This is a genomic window from Castellaniella sp. (assembly GCF_004321985.1).
Taxonomy (GTDB): domain Bacteria; phylum Pseudomonadota; class Gammaproteobacteria; order Burkholderiales; family Burkholderiaceae_B; genus Castellaniella.
The window spans coordinates 1-21,625 of the sequence record NZ_SCQN01000009.1 but is presented as its reverse complement, the minus strand read 5'-3'; the positions used below and the strand labels follow the sequence as shown (position 1 = coordinate 21,625).

Below are 21,625 nucleotides of genomic sequence, written 5' to 3'. Positions count from 1 at the left end.
TGGATGCAGTCCACGATCGTGCCACCAACGATAGGCGAGACCAGTCATGTTGACAATACAATGATCACAATCTGTACATTGTGAAAATAAATAATGGAGGCCGTCATGGCGGCGCTTGGCGATGTTCCGGATTTGAAGCTGCTGCAGCTCTTCGATCTGCTCTACGACCTGCGCAGCGTGACGCGCGTGGCCGAGCGCTTGGGGCAGAGCCAGCCCACCATCAGCATCTGGCTGCGGCATCTGCGTGCGTACCTGCGCGACCCGCTCTTCGTCCGCACCCCGCGCGGGATGGTCCCCACCCCGCAAGCGGATGCCCTGATTGGAACCTGCCGCGAAATCCTCGAGATGATGCGGCGGCTCGCCGCTTGGGACGTCGCCTTTGACCCGGGGACCGCTCGGCGGCGCTTTCGCATCTGCATGACGGACGCCAGTCACATTACCTTGCTGCCGCGTTTGCTGGCGCACGTCCGGGAACAGGCGCCTGGCGTGCGGCTGGATGCCGTGAGAATCGACGGCCGTACCGAGCAGGCGCTGGAATCGGGCGAGGCTGATCTTGCCATTGGTTATGTGCCTTGGCTCAGTGGCGGAATGTATCAGCAGCATCTGTATGACCAGGACTGGGTGTGCCTGGCCACCCAGGAGCATTCCCGGTTGCACGGTCGTCTCACCATGAAACAGTATCGTGAGCAAGGGCATGTAGCGGTTGCCGCCGGGACGGGCGCCCAGTTGCTGGATCAGGCGCTGGCACGCGAGGACGTGCATCGCAATGTCGTGCTTGAACTGCCGGGTTTTCTCGGGCTGGGCGCCATCATTCAGACAACCGACCTGATCGCCACACTGCCGCGCCACATCGGCGAGACGCTTGCGCAAGCCAGCGGCATCCAGGTGCTGAACTGTCCGCTGACCATCGACGGGTTTCCTGTGCGTCAACATTGGCACACGCGCTATCACCATGAGCCGGGAAACCGCTGGTTGAGGGGCGTGGTAGTGCAGTTGTTCGGGGTGTGAAGCCTCCTATAGGCCCCGAAACGCCCCGAAGCGTCGTCACCGCGCCGACACCGAGAGGTTGAAGTCAGAGTTCGACCGTGGACCCCGACTTCGCAGCCGCCACGATCGCTTCCGTGACGCGCAAGTTCTGCAGTCCGTCAAGCGCCGACACCAAGGGGTCCGCTTCGCCACGTACCAGGGCGCCGAAGTGCTCCATCTGGCGCTTGATCGGATCCTCGCGCACCATCCCGACGACCCCGACCTCGAACGGCTTCCACCAAGATCGGTCCGCTGGGCGAGGGTAGGTTTTCAGGCGCATCGTGGGGATTGCCAGGCTGCCGTTCGTGCCGGCCACCAGATAGCAGTCCTCGTCTTCATAGGTCGGATAGGCCTTGTTTTCCTGTGAAGTCTGTTCCCAGCTCCGCGCACTGGCTGCGGTGTCGGACAGCATGAACGTCCCCAGGACACCGTTTGCGAATCGCAGGTTGATGGCCACCGTGTCTTCAACGGCAAATTGGCGCACTTGATTGGAGGCGAACGCCTGTACGCTGGCGATCTCGCCGCACAGCATGCGCATGTTGTGGACCTCGTGGATCATGTTCAGCAACACGGGCCCGGCCCCCGGCTGGCTGCGCCAGGGCGAATCGGCAAAGTAGTGGTCAGGCTTCAGGAACAGCGCGCTGCCCGTCACGGTCACCAGCCGGCCCAGCACGCCGGACTGGATGACCTGGCAGGCCTTGGCCATGATGGGACTGTGCGCCCGGTGGTGACCGATGAGGATCCTGGCACCCGCCTCGTCGGCGGCCCGCACCAGTGATTCGGCCTCCGGGACCGTGGGCGCGATCGGTTTCTCCAGCAGCATCGGCAGCCCGGCCGCGATGCACTGCAGGGCGTGCGCCACGTGCAGGTGATTGGGGGTCGCGATGACGACGCCATCGGGCCGGTCCTTTGCCAGCAGTTCGTCGATCGTTGCATACAGCGGCACCCCGAAGTCCGCGGCAAGCTGCCCGGAGGCCGGTACCGGGTCCACGATCGCCGACAGGGAACAGGTCTCGCTCTGTCGCGCGGCTTCGATATGAGCCCTGCCGATATAGCCGGCGCCCACGACGGCGATACGGGTGGTGGTCATGACTTTTTCTCCTCCTGTCTGATCCCAGATGTGATTGTCGGTTCCGGTCCTTGATGCTAATGGGCCGTCGTCGCGGCGTTGGCGACTTTTCTCGAAGTCTGCAGGCATTGCGTGATCCACGCCTGTGTGCCGACCTGTGCGCGCCGTTTCGTGTTGGGGATTTCCACGCTGATGGTGAGATCGGGAGCGTAGCACCGGAACATGTCTTTCAGCGGAATGTCGCCTTCACCCGGCAGCAGGCGTTCGTGGCGGGAGGCGTGAATGAGCCCGTCGGTGTCCGTCGGCCCTTTGGCCGGCGCGTCACAGATCTGGACGTAATGGATCATGCGGTCCGGCAGTTGCTGGATGTCGGCCAGCGTACTGGTCGAACGCTGGAAGTGGATCGGGTCGATGAGGATGCCGCCGTTGTCCTGGCCGGCCGCTTCGACGATCTTGCGCGCTGTGCGGACGGAGTCGGCGGTCATCCAGGGCATGAACTCCATGTCGGCCGTCAGTCCGTATGGCTTGCAGGCTTCGCACAGGCGTGCGAACGACTCGATGAGGCGGTTCTGGTCGGGGTCTTCTCCGGTGACCAGCACGTGCCGCGCGCCCAGCTTCTGTCCGGCCTCGAAGAACGGCAGATAGGAACGCACGTCCAGAGGGCCTTCGATCCGGATGATTTCGATGTCCGGGATGCGGAGCCCGGTGTCCTGCATGCAAGCCAGTGTGTTGCGCAGCGACGCTGGGTCGTCCATCAGCCGGTAGGCGGTGCCGCCCGGTGCGAAAGGCAGCAGGCGCAGTCCGCACCCCTGATATCCGGCCTGGGCTGCCGCCCTGATCATGGTGGGCGGGTCCAGTTCCAGAACGGTCAAATGAGCGAGGGAATAACTTCTTTGCATGATGCTCATCCTTCAATGAGGGGAGAGGTGGAAGCCTCTTATACGAACTGTATAGTACATTTATATTCAAAAAGAGCGGAAGCTCACTTCCGCCTCGTGTTTCTCAGTGTCTCGGTCTCGCCCGATCAGACTTGCATGTAGCGCAGGATCATGTCGATGACGCTGGTGCGGCGCTTCGCGGAGGCTCCGGGGGACATCATGTCGCGCCGGAAGATGAGCGAGAACGTGTACTGGTTCGACACGTTGTAGAAGCACAGTGCGCTGATCGACGCGTGGATGTCGACCGGATCCAGCCCGGTTCTGAACAGGTTTTCCTTGCAGCCCCGGGCGTAGATGTCACGGATGCTGCTGATGACCGGCCAGTTCACGTCGTTGATGGTATCGGACTGCTTGAGATAGTGCCCGTAGTGCATGTTCTCGTTCATGACGAGACGCACGAAATCCTGGTTCTGGGATTCGTAGTCGAACGTGAATCCGACCAGCGTGCGCATGGCCTCGATGGGCGGTAGATCCTCCAGGTGCAGCGTGCCCTCGATCTGACGAATGCCGCGGTATGACTCTTCCAGGGCGGCAAGGTACAGGCCCTGCTTGCTCTGGAAGTAATAATAGATCATGCGCTTGCTGGTGGCCGTCTGGGCGGCGATTTCGTCGATGCGGGCGCCAGCCAGGCCTTTTTTGGCAAACTCACGGATGGCGACGTCCAGGATGTTCTGGCGCGTCGCGGCCGGATCGTTGCTGCGGCTGACGGCCGCCGAGGTCCTGGGCATGTCACGCAGCCTTCCGGGCTTGTGCCGCCGAGACCGCCGCGCGCAGCGCGAGCAGATAGCTGTCGACCCCGAAGCCGGCGATCTGGCCCAGGCAGATTTCAGCGAGAACGGATTTGTGGCGGAACTCTTCGCGCGCATGGATGTTCGACATGTGCAGCTCTACGATGGGCACGGTCAGGATGGCCAGCGCGTCGCGTAGGCCGTAGCTGTAGTGCGTCCAGGCACCGGCATTGATGATCACGCCGTCCACGCCGTCCAGGTATGCCTGATGGATGCGCTCGCACATGGCGCCCTCGAAGTTGGTCTGGTAGGTTTCGAGTTCGACGCCCAGTTCCTTTGCCAGGCCGCGCACCCTGTCGTCGATCTGTTCCAGCGTGATCGTTCCGTACTGCTTGGGGTCGCGCTTGCCGAACATGTTGTGGTTGATGCCGTGCAGAAGGAGGAACTTCATGGGTGTCGCCTCGTGGGTCAAAGTAGTTCGAGTGGGGGGTGCGAGGTCCCGGTCCGGGTGATCGGTCAGTGCTGGCCTGCGGCACTGGCGCGCTTCGAGAGCACGTCGGTGATGTGGTCCTTCATGCGGGTCACGTCGGCCGGGATGCCATCGGTGTAAAGCTCGAATGCGCGGGCGGCCTGGTGCACCACCATGCCGATTCCGTCGATTGTATGGCAGCCTTTTTGCCGTGCGATGTGCAGCAGTTCGGTTTCCAGCGGGAAGTAGATGATTTCGGCGAACCAGTGGCGGCTTTCCAGCAGGGCGGGCGGCAGGGGGGTGCCCGGGTGCGTGCGCATGCCGACCGGGGTGGCGTTGATCAGGCCGTCGGCCTGGTGCATGGCGCCCGCCAGATCATGGCCCACACTGACCCTGGCTTGTGGGAAGCGTGCTTGCAGCGCATGGACCAGGTGTTCGACGCGGTCGCTGACCTGGTCGAACAGGGTGAGGCTGGTGGCGCCCAGCCGCAGGATCGCGTCGGCGACTGCCGACCCGGCACCGCCGGCGCCCAGCTGTACCACATGCCCGATGGCCCGATCCCGCAGGTTGGTCTTGATGTTCTGGGTGAACCCATAGTGGTCGGTGTTGTGCCCGATCCGCTGGCCGCCGCGAAGGACCACCGTGTTCACGGCGCCGATGGTACGGGCCTCATCGGATAGACTGTGCAGGTACGGAATGACCGCCTGTTTGCAGGGGTGGGTGATGTTCAGCCCGTGGAACCCGAAGCGTTCGGCAGCGGTGAGGAGCTCGGGCAGGGCGTCGGCGGTCAGATGCAGTTCGTTCAGATCCACGCGCTGGTAGATGCATAGGATGTCGTGGTGCGCGGCTTCATTTTCGTATAGGGTGGGGCTGAGGGACTGCCCGATTCCTTCGCCGATGAGCCCGAGCAACATGGCCGGTTTTTCTGTCTTGAGTCGCATGGATTAGGGTAAACATGTAGCGTACCATCTGGTACATTCGAGTAATATACGAGTTGTCAGATAGTACGTCAATCCTGATCCGTCAAACACATGAAGTCGCATCTCTACTGGGAAAAACGTTGATTTACCTCAAGAACAAAGCGCTGTGATTTGATCATCAAAAACAGTATCTTCTAGTTAACTATATAGTACATATTGTGATTTCTCATGGTTGTCTCCAATACGATCCGGACGGAATGAGTCATGGCTTATCAGTTCGACTTTGAACCCGTCTTCCAGCAGTTTCCGGAACTGCTGGCCGGGTGCGCGGGCACGATGGGCCTGGCGCTGGCGGGGATGGCGCTGGCCACGGTCATCGGCATCCTGGGCGTCATCTTGCGCAGCTCGCACAATCGTGTGCTTCGGAATCTTGTCATTGCCTTCGTCGAGATCATTCGCAATACGCCCTTTCTGGTCCAGATCTATTTCATCTTCTTTGCGCTGCCGCTCGCGGGTGTGCGGCTGAACCCCACGCCCACGGCCATCATTGCGCTGGGTGTCAATGGGGGGGCCTATGCCATCGAAATCATTCGCGGTGGGGTTCAGTCCATCCAGAAAGGGCAGATCGAAGCGGGCTTCGCCCTGGGCCTGAGCAAGCTGAACGTGTTTCGTCTGGTGGTGCTGAAGCCCGCCATGCGTGCGGTGTTCCCCTCCCTGTCCAGCCAGTTCATCCTCCTGACGCTCACCACCAGTATCGCTTCCGCCATCTCGGCCTACGAGCTGACCTCGGTGGCGCAGCGCATCGTATCCGACACCTTCCGCAGCTTCGAGGTCTTCTTCACCGTCACGGGCATGTATCTCGTGATTTCGACCATCATGCTGCTGGGCCTGCGCGCCGTGTTCAACCAGCTGTTCCAGTATCCGGTGAAGTAAATGCACAACCCGACCTTTCCCGAATGGGTGTTCCTGCTGGGCGGCGTGCGCTGGACCATCGCGCTTTCGATCATTGGCGTCGTGATGGGCGGTGTCGTGGGATTCGCCATCTCGCTGGCCCGCACCTCAGAGCGCTTCAAGTTCCTGCGTACCGTCACGGCCACCTACATTGGCATTTTTCAGGGCACGCCGCTGCTGCTGCAGCTGTTCGTCACATATTACGGGTTGGCGCTGATAGGGTTCAACATCACGGCCTGGGTATCGGTGGCCGTTTGTTTCACCTTGTACGCCAGCGCTTTCCTGGGCGAAATCTGGCGGGGTTCGATCGATGCCATCCCGAAGGGGCAGACCGAGGCCGCCACGGCGCTCGGCGTGAGCTACTGGGTGCGCATGCGCAAGATCATCCTGCCGCAGGCGTTGCGCATCTCTCTGCCGGCCACCGTCGGCTTCCTGGTGCAGCTGATCAAGGGCACGTCGCTGGCCGCCATCGTGGGGTTCACCGAACTGACCCGCAGCGGCACCATCGTGGCCAATCAGACTTTCACGCCATTGCTGGTTTACGGGGGGGTCGGGGTCGTATATTTCTGTTTGTGCTGGCCGCTTTCCATCTACGGTTCCCGGCTTGAAGCCCGATTGGCAGCCAGCGATTCATCAAACCGTTGAAAACCTTCATCATCACCGCTGGTTTTTCCAGCCACAGGAGACAAGCCTCATGAAATTCACCACACTCAAAGCCTGCGGGCTCTTCGCGGCGGCCAGCCTGCTGGCTTCCACGTCATTGCTGTTCAGCGCGCCCGCTTCGGCCGCCACGCCGGCCCAGATCAAGGCCAAGGGCGAGATCGTCATCGGCATCCAGGCCGCAAACCCGCCCTGGGGCTATGTGAATGCCACCACCGGTAAAGCGGACGGCATCGATGCCGACATGGGCAATCTGTTTGCCAAGTACCTGGGCGTCAAGGCGAAATTCGTGGGACTCGAGGTCGCCAACCGCATTCCTGCGCTGACCTCGGGCCGTGTCGACGTCCTGTTCGCCACGATGGCCATGCTGCCCGAGCGGGCGAAGGCGGTTCAGTTCAGCCAACCTTACATCGCCAACAGCATCACGCTGGTCGCTCCGAAGACCACGGTTGTGAAGACCGATGCCGACATGAAGAAATACACCATCGGGGTGCCCCGCTCCAGCGTGCAGGACATTGACATCACCAAGGCCGCCCCCCAGGGAACGGTCATCCGCCGCTTCGATGACGATGCGGCCACCATCCAGGCCATGCTGTCCGGCCAGGTCCAGGCCGTTGGCGGCAACGCGTTCTACGTCAAGCGCCTCAATGATGCAAAGCCGGGTACGTTCGAGAACAAGCTGACCTTCACCCGCCTGTACAACGGCGCCTGCTCTCCCCTGGGCGACAAGGAACTGAACGAGGCGCTGAATGCCTTCATCAGCAAGATCAAGGCCAATGGAGAACTCGCCAAGATCCAGACCAAATGGATGGGCTACTCCATGATGGATTTCCCGGCCTCGATCCCCGGCATTCCGTTTGTGGCCAAGTAATCCGATTCGCGCCGTTCCCAGAAGGTTCCTCATGAGCACTATCCGATCCGCCGCCGTCCAGTCCGCTGGCCCCATGATTCTCATGGAAGAGGTGAACAAGTGGTATGGCGATTATCACGCCCTCATCGACATCAACCTGTCGGTGCAGCCGGGTGAACGGATTGTGCTCTGCGGGCCTTCGGGCTCCGGGAAGTCCACGCTGATCCGCTGCATCAATCACCTCGAGAGCTATTCCAGAGGTCAGATCTCCGTGGACGGCATTTCGCTCACGAACGACCCCAAGGCCATCAATGCCGTGCGCCTGGATGTGGGCATGGTGTTTCAGCAGTTCAACCTGTTTCCGCACATGACGGTGCTCGAAAACTGCACGCTGTCGCCCATTTATACGCTGAAGCAGTCCAAGGAGCAGGCCGAAGAACGGGCGCGGCGCCTGCTCGATCGTGTCCATGTGCTGAACCAGGCCGACAAATACCCGGCGCAACTGTCGGGTGGGCAGCAGCAGCGCGTCGCCATTGCGCGCGCACTATGCACGGAGCCCCGTGTGATGCTCTTTGACGAGCCCACCTCGGCGCTGGACCCCGAAATGGTGAAGGAAGTGCTGGACACCATGGTGGGTCTTGCCGAAGATGGCATGACCATGATCTGCGTGACGCACGAAATGGGGTTTGCCCGGTCCGTGGCCAATCGGGTGATTTTCATGGCCGAGGGCAGGATCCTGGAAGAAGCGCCTCCCGCGACCTTCTTCGACAATCCCCAGCATCCCCGTGCCAAGGCCTTCCTGGGGGACATTCTGCATCGCTGAAGGGGACCGTACATGGATCTGGAACTTTCCGTCGAACAGGTCATGCTGGTCGAGACGGTACGCAAATTCGTTGAAAAGGAACTCCTTCCGCTGGAAGAGGGGATCGAGGAAAAGGGTTTCCTGGACCCGCTCCTGGCGCGCGCGCTATTCGAGAAATCCAGGGAAAATGGCTTGTATGCCATGAACATCCCGGAGGAGTTCGGTGGTGGTGGCCTGTCGGCACTCGACACCATGCTGGCCGAAGAGCAATTCGGCCACGCCAAGGACATCCTGATCCGCCGGGCATTCGGCAACGTCTACGAGGTCCTGCTGAACGCGAACGCGGCGCAGCGTGAACGCTGGCTGTTGCCGACGGTGCGGGGCGAACGGACCTGCGCCATTGCCATTACGGAGCCCGGTGCGGGGTCGGATGCGGGCGGCATTCGCACCCGGGCGACCCGTCAGGGCGATCGCTGGGTTCTGAACGGCGGCAAGCACTTCATCAGCGACGGCGAATTCTCCGACTTTTTCGTGGTGTCGGCCGTCACCGACCCACAGGCGGGTACGCGGGGAATTTCACTTTTCCTGGTGGACAAGGCGCTGCCCGGGCTGACGGTGGGGCGCAACCAAAAGATGATGGGGCTCACCGGCACCAGCCACGTAGAGCTGCATTTCGACGAGGTCCCGCTCTCGAACGATTGTCTGCTGGGCGAGGAAAACACGGGCTTTGGCCAGATCCTGCGAACGCTGGGACGGGTACGCCTGGCCCAGGTCTGCGCCCGGGCCGTCGGCAAGGCCACGCGTCTGATGAACCTGATGGTGTCCTATGCCAATGAACGCAAGCAGTTCGGGCGCGCCATCGCGGATTTCCAGATGATTCAGCAGATGCTGGCCGACAGCGCCATCGAGATCAATGCAGCGCGCTGGATGGTCTGGGACGCCGCCCACGACATCGATCGGGGCAAGGATCCGCGCGAGAAAATCTCCATGGCCAAGGTCTATTGCTCCGAGATGCTGGGGCGCGTAGCGGACCGCGCCGTCCAGGTGTACGGCGGCATGGGGTACTGCGCAGATCTTCCGGTCGAGCGCCTGTACCGTGATGCGCGGATCTTCCGGATCTTCGACGGCACCTCGGAAATTCACCGCAGCGTCATCGCGCGCAGCCTGTCCAGGCATGGCGAGGCACTTTACGGCACGCTGTAGGACAGACGCCAGCGCAGCATAAAACCTAGAACGCCGGGGCGCATGCCTTGCCTCGTGCGCTATTTGTCCTCGAAGTCTTCGGCGGCCGTGCCGAGAAACAGGCGTTCGATGTCGGGGTCGGCCAGCAGTTCCGCCGCCGGCTTCTGCAGCACGCAGGTGCCTGATGCCAGTGCCACGGCGTCATTGGCGACTTTCAGCGCGCTGTTGACGTTCTGCTCCACCATCAGCACTGTCAGCCCCTGGGCGACCAGACCGCGCAACAGGTCGAACACCCCCGCGACGATCTGAGGTGACAGGCCGATAGACGGTTCGTCGATGAGCAGAACCCTGGGCCGCAGCAGCAGGGCGCGGCCGATCTCGAGTTGCTTCTGCTCGCCCCCCGAAAGCGTTGACGACTGAGAATGCAGCCGCTCTTTCAGTCGGGGAAACCGGTCCAGGACCTCTGCGATGCGCTCGTGGGTGGTCTTCATCCCCAGCGTGATGCCGCCCAACTCCAGGTTCTGGTACACCGTGAGCTGGCTGAACAGATTGCGCCCTTGAGGAACGAAGGCGATGCCGCGTGCCAGCAAATCGCGCGGATCGGCATGGGTGATGTCTTCGCCGTGCAGGCGGATCTTGCCCGCGCGTACGCGCAGCAGGCCGAAGAGCGTCTTGAGCACAGTGGATTTGCCCGCCCCGTTGGGGCCCAGCAGCAGGGTGATGGCGGATTCGCGCGCGGTGAACGACAGCTCGTTGAGGATCATCAGATCCTTGTAGCCGGCCACCACGTCTTCGAACTCGATTGCGATATCGGACATGGACTCAGCTCCCCAGATAGGCGTCCAGCACCCGCTTGTTGGCGCGCACCTCGGCGGGCGTCCCTATCATCATCACCTCGCCCTCGACCATGACCATGACGCGCTGGCAAAGGCTCATGACGAAGTCCATGTTGTGCTCGATGACGATGAACGAGCTTTTGCGCTGCTGGTTCAGTTCCTTCAGCATGCGTGAGATCCCGACCACCAGGAGAGGGTTCACACCCGCGCACGGTTCGTCGAGCAGCACCAGCGACGGTTCGCTCATGAAGGCCATGGCGATGTCCACCAGCTTTTGCTGGCCATAGCTCAGCGCCCCGGCGGGCTTACGGCTCACGTGGGCAATGTTGAACATCTCGATGAGCGCATCGGCCTGCGGCCCCAGGCCCGAGTCTGTCGCGGCGAACAGCCGGTTGAGCATGGTGCCGTGGTGTTCCTGGGCGGCCACGATGAGGTTGTCACGCACCGTCATGTTGCCAAAGACTTGCAATGTCTGGAAGGTGCGTCCCACGCCCCGCATGCTCAATTGCTGGGGTTTGAGGTTGGTGATCTCTTCCCCGTTGAGGAAGATCTGCCCGGCGTCTGCCTGGATCTGCCCCAGCATGCTGTTGAACATGGTGGTCTTGCCCGAGCCGTTGGGGCCGATGACGCCGAAGATCTCGCCCGGCATGACGTCGAAAGATACGTCGTTGACGGCCTGGATGGCCCCGTAGGACTTCTTCAGCCCCTTGACACTCAGAATGGGCTTCATGCGGTTTTCCGGTGAGCGGTCTGGAGGCGCGCGAGTTCGTGCGCCCTGGCTTCGCGGCGTGAGGCGAGCCGCTGACGCAGGGACAGCAGGCCGCCTGGCAGCCAGACCATGAGCACGACCACGACCAGACCGAAGAGCAGCAGATACCAGCCTTGGGTGAAGCGCAGCCATTCAGGAGCGAAGACGCCGATGAACGATCCCAGCACCGGACCCAGCAGGTAGCCCGGACCGCCGATGATGACCATGAGGAACATGAGGATCGAGATCTGCACGTCGAAGGGAGAAGGGTCGATGTACTGCACCAGGGAGGCGAACAGCGACCCCGCCATCCCGGCGTAGACCCCGCCGATGGCAAAGGTGAGCAGCGTGTAGCGCTGGATGTTCACGCCCAGGCTTTCGGCGCGGATGGGGTTGTCGCGCAGCGCCGTGAAGGCCTTGCCCCAGGGTGAATGCACGATCCACCACAGGATGAAGAAGGACAGCAGAGCGAAGGCCAGCACGAAGTAGTAGAAAGGAATGGGTGCCTTGAAAACATAGCCAAACAGGCTGGGCCGCGCAATGTTCGAGATGCCGAAGGTGCCACCCGTGAGCCAGCTCTCGTTCTTGACGACCAGGACGAAGATTTCGTTCAGGCCCAGCGTCGCAAAGGCCAGGTAGTGCATCTGTACCCGCAGGGCGGGGAATCCCACCAGCAGGCCGAGCACGAAGCACAGCACCATGCCCACGGCCATGGCCGGCCAGAAGTCCATCCCGGCTCTCATCAGAATGGCCGAGGTATAGGCCCCCACCCCGAAGAATGCGGCGTGACCCAGCGCCTTCAGTCCCGCGTAGCCCACGATCAGGTTCAGCCCCAGGTTGGCGATGACGTAGACCAGCCAGTAGGTGAGCAGGTACACCCCGTAGGTCTTGAAGAAGTGGGGCGCTGCGATCAATGCGATGATGCTGATCAGGCCCAGTGCGAGATGCAGTTTCTTCATGGCAGCCCCTCAGACCTTGCGCACGACGGGGGCGCCCAGCAGGCCATCGGGCTTGAACAGGATCACCAGCAGGAAGAGCGCCAGTGCGACGCCGTCCATATAGGATGAAGAAATATAGGCCCCCACCAGGTTTTCGCTCACGCCGATGATCACCCCGCCCAGGAGCGCCCCCCGTGAATTGTTGAACCCGCCGATGATGGCGGCCAGAAAGGCCTTCAGGCCCAGCAGGATACCCATGTCGAATTTGGCCAGGTACATGGGCGTGACCAGCAGCGCGGCCAGGGTGGCCAGCATGGCGTTGATGGCAAAGGTGTAGAAGATCATGCGGTTGACGCGGATCCCCAGCACACGCGCCGTCTCGGTGTTTTGTGCGACAGCCTGCATGGCGCGGCCGGTCACGGTATGTTGCAGGAACGCCTGCAGCCCGAAGACGACCACGAAGGTGCAGGCCAGGATGCCCATGTCGCTGGCCGACACGTGGACGCCCGCAATGCTGAAGACGTGGTAGCCGAAGATGTTCTTGAAGGGCATCGCCTGTGCGCCAAAGGCGATCTGCGCGCCGCTGCGCATGATGAGCGCCAGGCCGATGGTGGCTACGACCAGCGGCATGACACCGAATTTGCGCATCGGGTCGACGATGGCCCGTTTGAAGCCATACCCCAGCACCGCGGTGGCGACCACCAGGGTGAGTACGAAGCTCGCCAGCAGCGGCAAACCCAGGGCCTGGAAGGCCAGCATCGAGAAGGCCGGGAGCATGACGAATTCGCCCGCGGCAAAGTTGATGGTGCCCGAGGCTTGCCACAGGAGCGTGAAGCCCAGTGCAACCAGGGCGTAGATGGAGCCGGTCGCCATGCCGGAAATCACCAGCTGCATGAAATTGATCATCGGAACGCTCGTGCGACGAAGGGGCGGCGGACCCGGACACCTGCCCGGGAAAATGACCAGCCGGGGTGACCCGCGGGGGCCACGCCGGCCGGTGGTTCAGTGGCTCAGGAGCCCGATCCCAGCGGCGGCAAGACGCCGACGATCTTCTGCTCGCCGTTGACGATCTTCACGAGGAAGCTTTCGCGGTCGAGGTCGCCCTTGTCGTTATAGGACACGTCCATCAGGATGCCGGGGTGGTCCTTGGCCTTCAGGTGGATGCCGTGCATGGCGGCGGCGACGGCCTTGGGATCGAACTTGCCGACTTTCTCGATGGCGGCTTTCAGGATGTAGATCCCGGTGTACCCCTTGATGCCGTTGTGGTCGGGCACGTAGTGGTAGGCAGCCTGGAAGTCCTTGTTGAATTTGGCCATGCCCGGCACGGGTGCGTCTACGGTCAAGCCCACATCGGCCACGACACCGTCGGCTGCGGCGGCGCCCGCCAATTCGATGACCTTCTGACCCGCGATCGTGGTTTCACCGATGATGGGCTTGTTCCACCCCTGCTTCTTCAGTTCGCGCAGCAGGTGGGCGGATTCTTCTTCGTTGGTGTAGGCGAACAAGGCGTCGGCGTTGCTCTGTTTGAGCTTCACGACGGCCGAGCTGAAGTCGACCTGGCCTTGGGCGGTGGAGATGACGTCCACGACCTTGACGTGGGTCTTCTTCAGCGCGTTGACGATGGCATCGCGCCCACCCACGCCAAAGTCATTGTTCACGAAGAGCACGGCGATCGTGTTGATGTCCTTGCGCGTATCGAGGTAGCGTGCCACCTTGGGCATGGCGTCGGACTGGGTCAGGCTGGTGCGGAAGATGTACTTGTTGCCCTGTTGGGTGATGGGTGCGCCCTCGGCTCCCGTGAAGTTCGGAATCTCGGCCGCCGAGGTGACGGCCATGCTCACCATGACGGATCCGGTGAAGACCGGGCCGAACACCGCAAAGGCGCCATCGTCCACGGCTTTCTGGGCCAGGCCCTTGGCGATGCCGGGGTTGGACTGTGTGTCGGCCACGGTGGTGACGATCTTCCTGCCCAGGATGCCACCCGCTGCGTTGACCTCTTTGATCGCCAGATTGGCGCCATCGCGGAAATTGGTGCCGGACGTGGTGCCCGGACCGGTCAGCTCGATGATTTCAGCGATCTTGACCGTGTCGGCGGCGAATGTTGGCAGGACCAGGCCTGAGGCTGCGAACGCCAGTGTGCTGGCGATTGCGTATTTTGTGAACAGAACCCGTGTTTTCATGTTGTCTCCTTGATGGTGTTGGCGCGAAACGGGGGCTTTTGCTGCTTATAGCATGGTGCCGCAGGCCTTTGAAATACGGGCACATCCTAGTGTACGGTCTGGTTAGTTCGTGCATGTTCACAGCGAACGTATGGGCCGTACCCCTTGGCGGGGCGCTGGGGATTCCTAGATCGGCTTGACCGTACTGCGCAACATGCGCATGACTTCCGTGACGTCCGGGCGGATGCCGCGCCACAGCAGGAAGCCTTCCGCAGCCTGGCCCACCAGCATGCCCAGACCGTCGGCCAGCCGTGCCGCCCCGCCCCGGGTGGCGTCGTCCATGAAGGGCGTGCGCCCCTTGTTGTAGGCCAGCTCGTACGCCAGGGAGCCTTTGGCGTAGGTGCCTTGCGGCAGCGGCAAGTGATCGCCCGTCAGACTGGCGGACGTCGCGTTGATCACCACGTCGAATTGGCCGTCTGCGGCGAGCTCGATGGCACCCGCTTCCACCTTGCCAGGGTCGGCGTGGTCGCCGATGATCTCGTGGGCCTTGTGTGCCGTGCGGTTCACCACCAGGAAGTAGGCGGGCTCGGTTTGCAGCAGCGGCAGGAAGATGCCCCGCGCAGCGCCACCCGCGCCGACCACCAGCAGACGTCGGCCCTTCAGTTTGACCCCCATGTATTCCTGGATGTCGCTGACCAGCCCGGCGCCGTCTGTGTTGTCACCGTACACGCCGTTCTCGTCGAACTTGAGCGTATTGATGGCCTGCGCCGCCTGCGCACGCTCGGACATCGTGTCGACCAGATCCAGCACGTCGAGCTTGAAGGGGGCGGTGATGTTCATGCCCTTTCCGCCCTCGTCGATGAACCGGCGCACCGTTTCGTGGAAGTTTTCCTTCGTGGCCAGGATGGCCTCGTAGGTCATGTCCTGATTCAACTGGCGAGCGAACGCCGCGTGCAGGATGGGGGATTTGGATTGGGCCACAGGGTTGCCCACGAGGGCGTAGCGGTCAGTCATGTCGGAGCCTCCACGAAACCATGAAGATTACTACGATAGTGCGCGTTCAGCCGCCGAAGCCGAACAGATGGAACGGAGTCTCCCACATGACCTGATGCCGGATGGCGGCGTCGGGCATCAGGGCCTGGGCGTACATGAGCAATGGACCGTAGTCCAGCCGCTCGGGAGCCTTCAGGTGCGGCCAGTCGGACGCCCACAGGCACTGCTGGGGGCCGAAAGCAGCCAGCAAGGCCCGCAGGTAGGGTTTGGTGTCTTCGAAGGGGTAGGGCTCGTTGGAATATTTGGACATCCCGGAGAGTTTCACGTGGGCCCGGCCGCTGTCGGCCAGGCGCAGCAGCGCCTGGAACCCTGGCTGGTTCAGGCCCGCGCGGACATCCGGGCAGCCGGAGTGGTCGAACAGCAGCCGGGTCCGGGTGCGCCCGATCAGCGGCAGCAGGCCGACCAGTTGATCCTTCTGGTACTGGATCTGCGCGAACATGTCCAGGTCCGCCAGCCGGTTGAACAGCGTGTCCGCATGGCTGAAGTAGTCCACGCCTTCGATGGACAGGTTCACGGTCACGCCCAGGACGCCCTGCGCCTTGAGTTCAGCCAGCCGCGCGGACGAAACATCGTTGGAAACCAGCCCGATGCCTTTGAGACGGCCTTCGCCGTGCGCGAGCGCGTCCAGCATGCAGCGGTTGTCGGTCCCGTAGCCCGAGGTGGGCTGCACGACCAGCGCGTACTGGACGCCGTATGCCTGCATGACGGCGCGAAACTGGATGGCGGTACCGATTTCCTGGCCGCTCGGGCGGTAGCGTGTGCCTTCGATGTACGGAAAATGCAGAGGATCGATGACGTGATTGTGACAGTCGATCTTGGGTTCATCGAAGATGGTCATGGCCCGGTCCTTTTCGATTCAGTGGCAGCCGCCGGCGCAGCACCTGGGTGTTGACCCAGGCCGCCGAGCGCGCCGCGAACTGGGCGACAGCCTGCGCCGGCAGCGCCTGGTAGTCCTCGTTGAAGACCAGCAGGCTGTAGTCCCCGTCATAGCCCAGCCAGTCCAGGTGTCGCACGAAAGCCGCGACCTTGTCGTGCAGTACACCATCGCCCGGGAATACGCGCAGATGGTCGCCGGTCTTCTGGCCCAGTTCATGGAAGACCGGCACCCCGAAGTCCGCAAGCTGGACCAGCAGAATTTTCTCGGGCGGAATCTCGTTGAGGCTTTCCAGTGCCCGGCCGCCGGCGATGAAGTGGAACGCATCGAGCACCAGGCCCAGATTGGCGTGTCGGACCCGGCTCACCAGCTCCCAGGCCTGGGCGGTGTCCGCGACTGAGTGGCTCCAGGGGATGGCCTTGAAGCCGATGCGTACCCCGGTGGGCACGGCCAGGTTCGCGAGCTTGCACAGGTCGGCTTCGGCGCGGGCGGGGTCGAATTGGGCTTCGATGGCGGCCGAGGCCCGCACCAGCAGCAGCGGCGCCCCCACGTCCACACAGACGTCCAGCAGCGCCTTGACGATATCCAGCCGATGTTCGTGCGATGGGCCGTTCATGCCCTCGTAGTTGCGCATCAATTGCAGGCCCGTCACCCGCAGCCGGCTGGCGTGCACCCGTTCCAGCGCTGCGTGGTAGCCGCTCGGGTAGTTGACCAGATCGCGCGCCCACAGCATGACCTGCGAGAAACCAGCCGCCTTGGCGGCTGTCAGGCGCTCTTCGAGGGACCCTGCCAGACAGGCCAGATCCAGGCCGAGACTGTTGCGGTTCACGCCTGGTCTCCGGCGGGTGGGGGCGCGGGGTCCTGGCGCACCAGCTCGAAGTTCACGTCGTAGGACAGTCCGGAGGTTACGGCACCGTGGCTGTCCGGCCTCGAGAATTCATTGTTTTCAAAGGGTACGCCGCGGGCCTCCAGGGAACGCACCGTGAGCGCGACGTCCGGTGTGCCGAAGGCGAGACGGGCAAACTGTTCATACCATTCGACATCGAACAGCGCGTCGCCCATCGGTTCGACCAGCTGCAGGTAGAAGTGCCCGCAGGGGCTTTGAAGGATCGTGCCGTTGGGCAGAATGCCAAAGTGCGTGTCGGGCGGCAGCGCGCGGAACCCCAGGAGCTGGGCGTAGAAATCGATCCATTCGGCGGTTCGGTCTGGGTTGATGTACTGCACCAGGCCAAAAAAGTGCAGCCCTGGCACTACGGTCGGGACTTCCCGTTCGTCGCTGACGTACTCGAAGTCCACATCGTAAATGGAGACATTGCGCCGGTGATCCACCAGATAGATCACCGAATCGCCTACGCCGTGAATGCCGGGGATGTTCAGTTCCATCACGTCTGCGCGGGTGGGGATGGGCCAGGCTCCCCATTGCATGCAGCGGCGGTAGGCCAGGTTGGCGTCCGCCACGCGCAATGCCACGGCGTTGATCTGATCGCCCTCGTCAGGCCGGTCGTGGCTGGAGAGCGCCGCCTCGTCGGCGTTGATGATGATGTTCATCGACCCCTGGCGGTACAGGAAGACGGCGCGCGAGCGGTGTCTGGCGATCAGGCGGAACCCGAGCTGGGCGAGCACCCCACCCAGTTCGTCCGGATGCCGGGACAGGTATTCGACGAACTCGATCCCCTGCATTCCCAGCGGGTTGCTTTCCTCGGTGCCTGCGCGGGTCATGATCGCTCCGTCTGGTTTGCCGCCTGGTTACCCATTTGCGCCTCTATCATAATGGCAGTAGAGCATATTGCCTTCGAGTTCGCGACCATGCTAAACTTACAGGCTTGCTGGGTTATTGGCATTTGGCAGCAGTATGCGCTGCCTGTCTCATGTCTTTGAAATCGATCATGATTTTGCCTGGCAGCATCGGGGCTTGAGCGTGTTTGACATGCCAGGCCCCATCGTGCAAGACCCGCTCTTTACGTCATTCGTGCCCGGCGGATTTTGCATGAACCGCCTGGGATTCGGGGTTCAGTCACAGCACCAGACTCCGTAGTGCCAGACCCATGAATATTGACGTAAATGTACGCAAGTACAAAGGATGCGTAAAGGTCATGCCTACCATTGCTCAACTGCTGCGCAAGCCGCGCCAGGTCAGTCGCGAGAGCAGCAAGAGCCCGGCGCTGGAAAATTGCCCCCAGCGACGCGGCGTCTGCACCCGTGTTTACACTACCACCCCGAAGAAGCCGAACTCGGCCTTGCGTAAGGTCGCCAAGGTGCGCCTGACCAATGGCTTCGAGGTCATCTCCTACATCGGCGGCGAAGGCCACAATCTCCAGGAACACTCGGTGGTTCTGGTGCGTGGCGGCCGCGTGAAGGACCTTCCGGGTGTGCGCTATCACATCGTGCGTGGTTCTCTGGACCTGCAGGGCGTGAAAGACCGCAAACAGGCCCGTTCCAAGTACGGTGCCAAGCGCCCTAAGAAGTAATCAGGCCCGCGCGCTGATTTAGCTGTTTTTCATCGGTCCGTGGGGACCGAACGTGCAGCCGGAAAACGCATCTTCCGGCAGGTAAGTGGCTCTCCGACATGGAAGCCGTGGCTGTCCCAGGACAGTTCAACTGAATCGTCACAAGGAATTCGAAATGCCCCGTCGTCGCGAAGTACCCAAGCGTGAAATTCTCCCTGATCCCAAGTTCGGCAGTGTCGATCTGGCCAAATTCATGAACGTCGTCATGCTGTCCGGCAAGAAGGCCGTGGCGGAACGCATCGTGTACGGCGCTCTGGACCAGATCCAGACCAAGACCGGGAAGGAGCCCATCGAGGTCTTCAACGCTGCAATCAACAACATCAAGCCGGTGGTCGAGGTCAAGTCGCGCCGCGTGGGTGGTGCGAACTACCAGGTCCCGGTCGAAGTCCGGCCCGTGCGCCGCTTGGCGCTGGCCATGCGCTGGCTGCGTGAGGCCGCCAAGAAGCGCGGTGAAAAATCCATGGACCTGCGTCTGGCCGGCGAACTGATGGAAGCCGCCGAAGGCCGCGGGGGCGCCATGAAGAAACGTGAGGATACTCACAAGATGGCCGAGGCCAACAAGGCCTTCAGCCACTTCCGCTGGTAATCCAGTCGGTTATCAGACGGTTATTTACTAGGACAAGCATTATGGCCCGCAAAACCCCCATCGAGCGCTATCGCAACATTGGCATTTCCGCGCACATCGACGCCGGAAAGACCACCACGACCGAGCGCATTCTGTTCTACACCGGCGTGAACCACAAGATCGGCGAAGTCCATGAGGGTGCTGCCACCATGGACTGGATGGAACAGGAACAGGAACGCGGCATCACCATCACGTCGGCGGCGACCACGGCGTTCTGGAGCGGGATGAACCATCAGTACGAGCAGCACCGCATCAACATCATCGACACCCCGGGACACGTGGACTTCACCATCGAAGTCGAACGTTCCATGCGCGTGCTCGACGGTGCCTGCATGGTGTATTGCTCGGTGGGCGGCGTGCAGCCGCAGTCCGAGACCGTGTGGCGCCAGGCCAACAAGTACGGTGTGCCGCGCCTGGCCTTCGTGAACAAGATGGACCGCACGGGTGCGAACTTCTTCAAGGTCTACGACCAGATGAAGACGCGCCTGAAGGCCCATCCCGTGCCCGTCGTGATCCCGATCGGCGCCGAAGACAGCTTCAAGGGTGTGGTTGACCTGGTGAAGATGAAGGGCATCGTCTGGGACGAAGCCTCCCAGGGCACCAAGTTCGATTACATCGACATCCCCGCGGAGCTGGTCGATCAGGCCAACGAGTGGCATGAGAACCTGGTCGAAGCAGCGGCCGAGGCCAATGAAGAGCTGATGGACAAGTACCTCGAATCGGGCAAGTTGTCCGAAGAGGAAATCAACCTGGGCATCCGTCTGCGCACCATCGCCTGCGAGATCCAGCCCATGCTGTGCGGCACCGCCTTCAAGAACAAGGGCGTGCAGCGCATGCTGGACGCGGTCATCGACTACCTGCCGTCGCCGGTGGATATTCCGCCGGTGAAGGGCACGGACGACGAGGGCAACGTGATCGAGCGCAAGGCTGACGACAGCGAAGACCTGTCCGCGCTCGCATTCAAGCTCATGACCGACCCGTTCGTGGGCCAGCTGACGTTCATCCGCGTGTATTCGGGCGTGCTGAAGTCCGGCGAGACCATCTACAACCCGGCCAAGGGCAAGAAAGAACGCGTGGGCCGCATCCTGCAGATGCACGCCAACAACCGCTCCGAAATCAAGGAAGTGGTGGCGGGCGACATCGCCGCCGTGGTGGGCCTGAAGGACGTGACCACGGGCGAGACCTTGTGCGACGTGGGCGATCACATCCTGCTCGAGAAAATGGAATTCCCCGAGCCCGTGATCTCGCAGGCCGTGGAACCCAAGTCCAAGGCTGACCAGGAAAAGATGGGCATCGCCCTGTCCCGCCTGGCTGCCGAGGATCCGTCCTTCCGCGTGCACAGCGACGAGGAATCCGGTCAGACCATCATCTCCGGCATGGGCGAGCTGCACCTGGAAGTTCTGGTCGATCGCATGCGCCGTGAGTTCGGTGTGGAAGCCAACGTGGGCAAGCCCCAAGTTGCCTACCGCGAAACCATCCGCAAGACCTGCGACGAAGTCGAAGGCAAGTTCGTCAAGCAGTCCGGCGGCCGCGGCCAGTACGGTCACGTGGTGCTCAAGCTCGAACCGCTGCCCCAGGGTGGCGGGTACGAGTTCGTGGACGCGATCAAGGGCGGCGTGGTGCCGCGCGAGTTCATCCCCGCAGTGGACAAGGGTATCCGTGAGACCTTGCCGGCTGGCGTGGTCGCCGGGTACCCGGTGGTGGATGTCAAGGTCACGTTGTTCTTCGGGTCCTACCATGATGTGGACTCGAATGAAAACGCGTTCCGCATGGCCGCGTCCATGGCGTTCAAGGACGGCATGCGCAAGGCCAGCCCGGTGCTGCTCGAACCCATGATGCACGTGGAAGTCGAGACGCCCGAGGACTACGCCGGTACCGTGATGGGCGACCTGTCGTCCCGCCGTGGCATGGTGCAGGGCATGGACGACATTCCGGGCGGTGGCAAGATCATCAAGGCCGAAGTTCCGCTGGCCGAGATGTTCGGCTATTCGACCAGCCTGCGTTCGCAGACCCAGGGTCGTGCCACCTACACGATGGAGTTCAAGCAGTACGCGGAGGCGCCGCGCAACGTCGCCGAAGAAGTCATCGCTGCTCGCAGCAAGTAATGGGCGGTCCGATCCTTCGGGATCGGGCGCTTCCCCTTCAAATTTCTCAGGAATACGGGATTTATCATGGCAAAAGGCAAGTTTGAACGGACCAAACCGCACGTGAACGTGGGCACGATCGGACACGTTGACCACGGCAAGACGACGCTGACGGCGGCGATCACGACGGTGCTGGCACGCAAGAG

The 21,625-nt window shown here is 62.1% G+C and carries 24 protein-coding genes; 10 read left to right on the top strand and 14 right to left on the bottom strand.

Annotated features, from left to right (window positions below; all coding sequences use genetic code 11):
* Nucleotides 1-105: 105 nt before the first annotated feature.
* A complete protein-coding gene (locus EPN31_RS01430) occupies nt 106-1,008 on the top strand; it encodes a LysR family transcriptional regulator (RefSeq protein ID WP_291768410.1) in 903 nt (300 codons plus the stop codon).
* 64 nt (nt 1,009-1,072) lie between these two features.
* Here EPN31_RS01430 and EPN31_RS01425 read toward each other — a convergent pair whose 3' ends face one another.
* From EPN31_RS01425 to EPN31_RS01405, 5 genes are all read right to left on the bottom strand, one after another.
* Nucleotides 1,073-2,116: a Gfo/Idh/MocA family oxidoreductase gene (locus EPN31_RS01425; protein ID WP_291768408.1), complete on the bottom strand. Its 1,044-nt coding sequence runs from the start codon at nt 2,114-2,116 to the stop codon at nt 1,073-1,075.
* Nucleotides 2,117-2,172: 56 nt separating this feature from the next.
* Entirely contained in the window at nt 2,173-2,994 is an 822-nt protein-coding gene (locus EPN31_RS01420) for a TIM barrel protein (protein ID WP_291768406.1), read from the bottom strand.
* Between the two features lie 125 nt (nt 2,995-3,119).
* Nucleotides 3,120-3,761, bottom strand: coding sequence for a TetR/AcrR family transcriptional regulator (locus EPN31_RS01415; RefSeq protein ID WP_291768404.1), 642 nt, complete (start codon nt 3,759-3,761; stop codon nt 3,120-3,122).
* A 1-nt stretch (nt 3,762) separates the two neighbouring features.
* A complete protein-coding gene (gene aroQ / locus EPN31_RS01410; protein ID WP_291768401.1) occupies nt 3,763-4,212 on the bottom strand; it encodes a type II 3-dehydroquinate dehydratase in 450 nt (149 codons plus the stop codon).
* 65 nt (nt 4,213-4,277) lie between these two features.
* Nucleotides 4,278-5,171 carry a shikimate dehydrogenase gene (locus EPN31_RS01405; RefSeq protein ID WP_291768398.1) on the bottom strand — a complete coding sequence of 298 codons (894 nt, stop codon included), beginning with the start codon at nt 5,169-5,171 and terminating at the stop codon, nt 4,278-4,280.
* Between the two features lie 243 nt (nt 5,172-5,414).
* Here EPN31_RS01405 and EPN31_RS01400 point away from each other — a divergent pair, with 243 nt between their 5' ends.
* The 5 genes from EPN31_RS01400 to EPN31_RS01380 are packed head-to-tail and all read left to right on the top strand — an operon-like array spanning nt 5,415 to nt 9,616.
* Nucleotides 5,415-6,083, top strand: coding sequence for an amino acid ABC transporter permease (locus EPN31_RS01400; RefSeq protein ID WP_291768395.1), 669 nt, complete (start codon nt 5,415-5,417; stop codon nt 6,081-6,083).
* Nucleotides 6,084-6,746 (top strand): amino acid ABC transporter permease, encoded by a 663-nt coding sequence (locus EPN31_RS01395; RefSeq protein WP_291768392.1) that lies wholly within the window; start codon nt 6,084-6,086, stop codon nt 6,744-6,746.
* Nucleotides 6,747-6,795: 49 nt separating this feature from the next.
* Complete coding sequence (locus tag EPN31_RS01390) at nt 6,796-7,632, top strand: transporter substrate-binding domain-containing protein (protein WP_291768389.1); 837 nt, start codon at nt 6,796-6,798, stop codon at nt 7,630-7,632.
* 31 nt (nt 7,633-7,663) lie between these two features.
* Nucleotides 7,664-8,434, top strand: a complete 771-nt coding sequence (locus EPN31_RS01385; RefSeq protein ID WP_291768386.1) for an amino acid ABC transporter ATP-binding protein — start codon at nt 7,664-7,666, stop codon at nt 8,432-8,434.
* 12 nt (nt 8,435-8,446) lie between these two features.
* Nucleotides 8,447-9,616 carry an acyl-CoA dehydrogenase family protein gene (locus EPN31_RS01380; protein WP_291768383.1) on the top strand — a complete coding sequence of 390 codons (1,170 nt, stop codon included), beginning with the start codon at nt 8,447-8,449 and terminating at the stop codon, nt 9,614-9,616.
* Between the two features lie 59 nt (nt 9,617-9,675).
* Here EPN31_RS01380 and EPN31_RS01375 read toward each other — a convergent pair whose 3' ends face one another.
* The 9 genes from EPN31_RS01375 to EPN31_RS01335 all read right to left on the bottom strand — a co-directional run bounded on the left by EPN31_RS01375 (nt 9,676) and on the right by EPN31_RS01335 (nt 17,922).
* On the bottom strand, nt 9,676-10,413 hold the full coding sequence (locus EPN31_RS01375) for an ABC transporter ATP-binding protein (protein WP_291768380.1): 738 nt from the start codon (nt 10,411-10,413) through the stop codon (nt 9,676-9,678).
* 4 nt (nt 10,414-10,417) lie between these two features.
* The gene (locus EPN31_RS01370) at nt 10,418-11,161 is read right to left on the bottom strand and encodes an ABC transporter ATP-binding protein (RefSeq protein WP_291768377.1); all 744 of its coding nucleotides are present in this window, start codon (nt 11,159-11,161) and stop codon (nt 10,418-10,420) included.
* On the bottom strand, nt 11,158-12,138 hold the full coding sequence (locus tag EPN31_RS01365) for a branched-chain amino acid ABC transporter permease (protein ID WP_291768374.1): 981 nt from the start codon (nt 12,136-12,138) through the stop codon (nt 11,158-11,160). Before EPN31_RS01365 ends, EPN31_RS01370 begins: the two co-directional genes overlap by 4 nt.
* A 9-nt stretch (nt 12,139-12,147) precedes the next feature.
* Complete coding sequence (locus EPN31_RS01360) at nt 12,148-13,023, bottom strand: branched-chain amino acid ABC transporter permease (RefSeq protein WP_291768370.1); 876 nt, start codon at nt 13,021-13,023, stop codon at nt 12,148-12,150.
* Nucleotides 13,024-13,127: 104 nt separating this feature from the next.
* On the bottom strand, nt 13,128-14,297 hold the full coding sequence (locus tag EPN31_RS01355) for an ABC transporter substrate-binding protein (protein WP_291768366.1): 1,170 nt from the start codon (nt 14,295-14,297) through the stop codon (nt 13,128-13,130).
* A 165-nt stretch (nt 14,298-14,462) separates the two neighbouring features.
* Entirely contained in the window at nt 14,463-15,290 is an 828-nt protein-coding gene (gene aroE, locus EPN31_RS01350; protein ID WP_291768363.1) for a shikimate dehydrogenase, read from the bottom strand.
* A 46-nt stretch (nt 15,291-15,336) separates the two neighbouring features.
* Entirely contained in the window at nt 15,337-16,167 is an 831-nt protein-coding gene (locus tag EPN31_RS01345; protein ID WP_291768359.1) for an amidohydrolase, read from the bottom strand.
* Nucleotides 16,151-17,032 (bottom strand): sugar phosphate isomerase/epimerase, encoded by an 882-nt coding sequence (locus EPN31_RS01340; protein WP_291768356.1) that lies wholly within the window; start codon nt 17,030-17,032, stop codon nt 16,151-16,153. Before EPN31_RS01340 ends, EPN31_RS01345 begins: the two co-directional genes overlap by 17 nt.
* Entirely contained in the window at nt 17,029-17,922 is an 894-nt protein-coding gene (locus EPN31_RS01335; RefSeq protein WP_291768353.1) for a VOC family protein, read from the bottom strand. Before EPN31_RS01335 ends, EPN31_RS01340 begins: the two co-directional genes overlap by 4 nt.
* Nucleotides 17,923-18,296: 374 nt before the next feature.
* Between EPN31_RS01335 and rpsL the strand changes: the two genes are divergently transcribed.
* The 4 genes from rpsL to EPN31_RS01315 form a co-directional block, all read left to right on the top strand.
* On the top strand, nt 18,297-18,671 hold the full coding sequence (gene rpsL, locus EPN31_RS01330; protein WP_291768350.1) for a 30S ribosomal protein S12: 375 nt from the start codon (nt 18,297-18,299) through the stop codon (nt 18,669-18,671).
* A gap of 154 nt (nt 18,672-18,825) precedes the next feature.
* Nucleotides 18,826-19,296, top strand: coding sequence for a 30S ribosomal protein S7 (gene rpsG, locus EPN31_RS01325; protein WP_291768347.1), 471 nt, complete (start codon nt 18,826-18,828; stop codon nt 19,294-19,296).
* Nucleotides 19,297-19,337: 41 nt separating this feature from the next.
* Nucleotides 19,338-21,440, top strand: a complete 2,103-nt coding sequence (gene fusA, locus EPN31_RS01320) for an elongation factor G (RefSeq protein ID WP_291768343.1) — start codon at nt 19,338-19,340, stop codon at nt 21,438-21,440.
* Between the two features lie 66 nt (nt 21,441-21,506).
* Nucleotides 21,507-21,625: GTP-binding protein (locus EPN31_RS01315; protein WP_291768640.1), on the top strand; the 119-nt coding region annotated here is incomplete at its 3' end.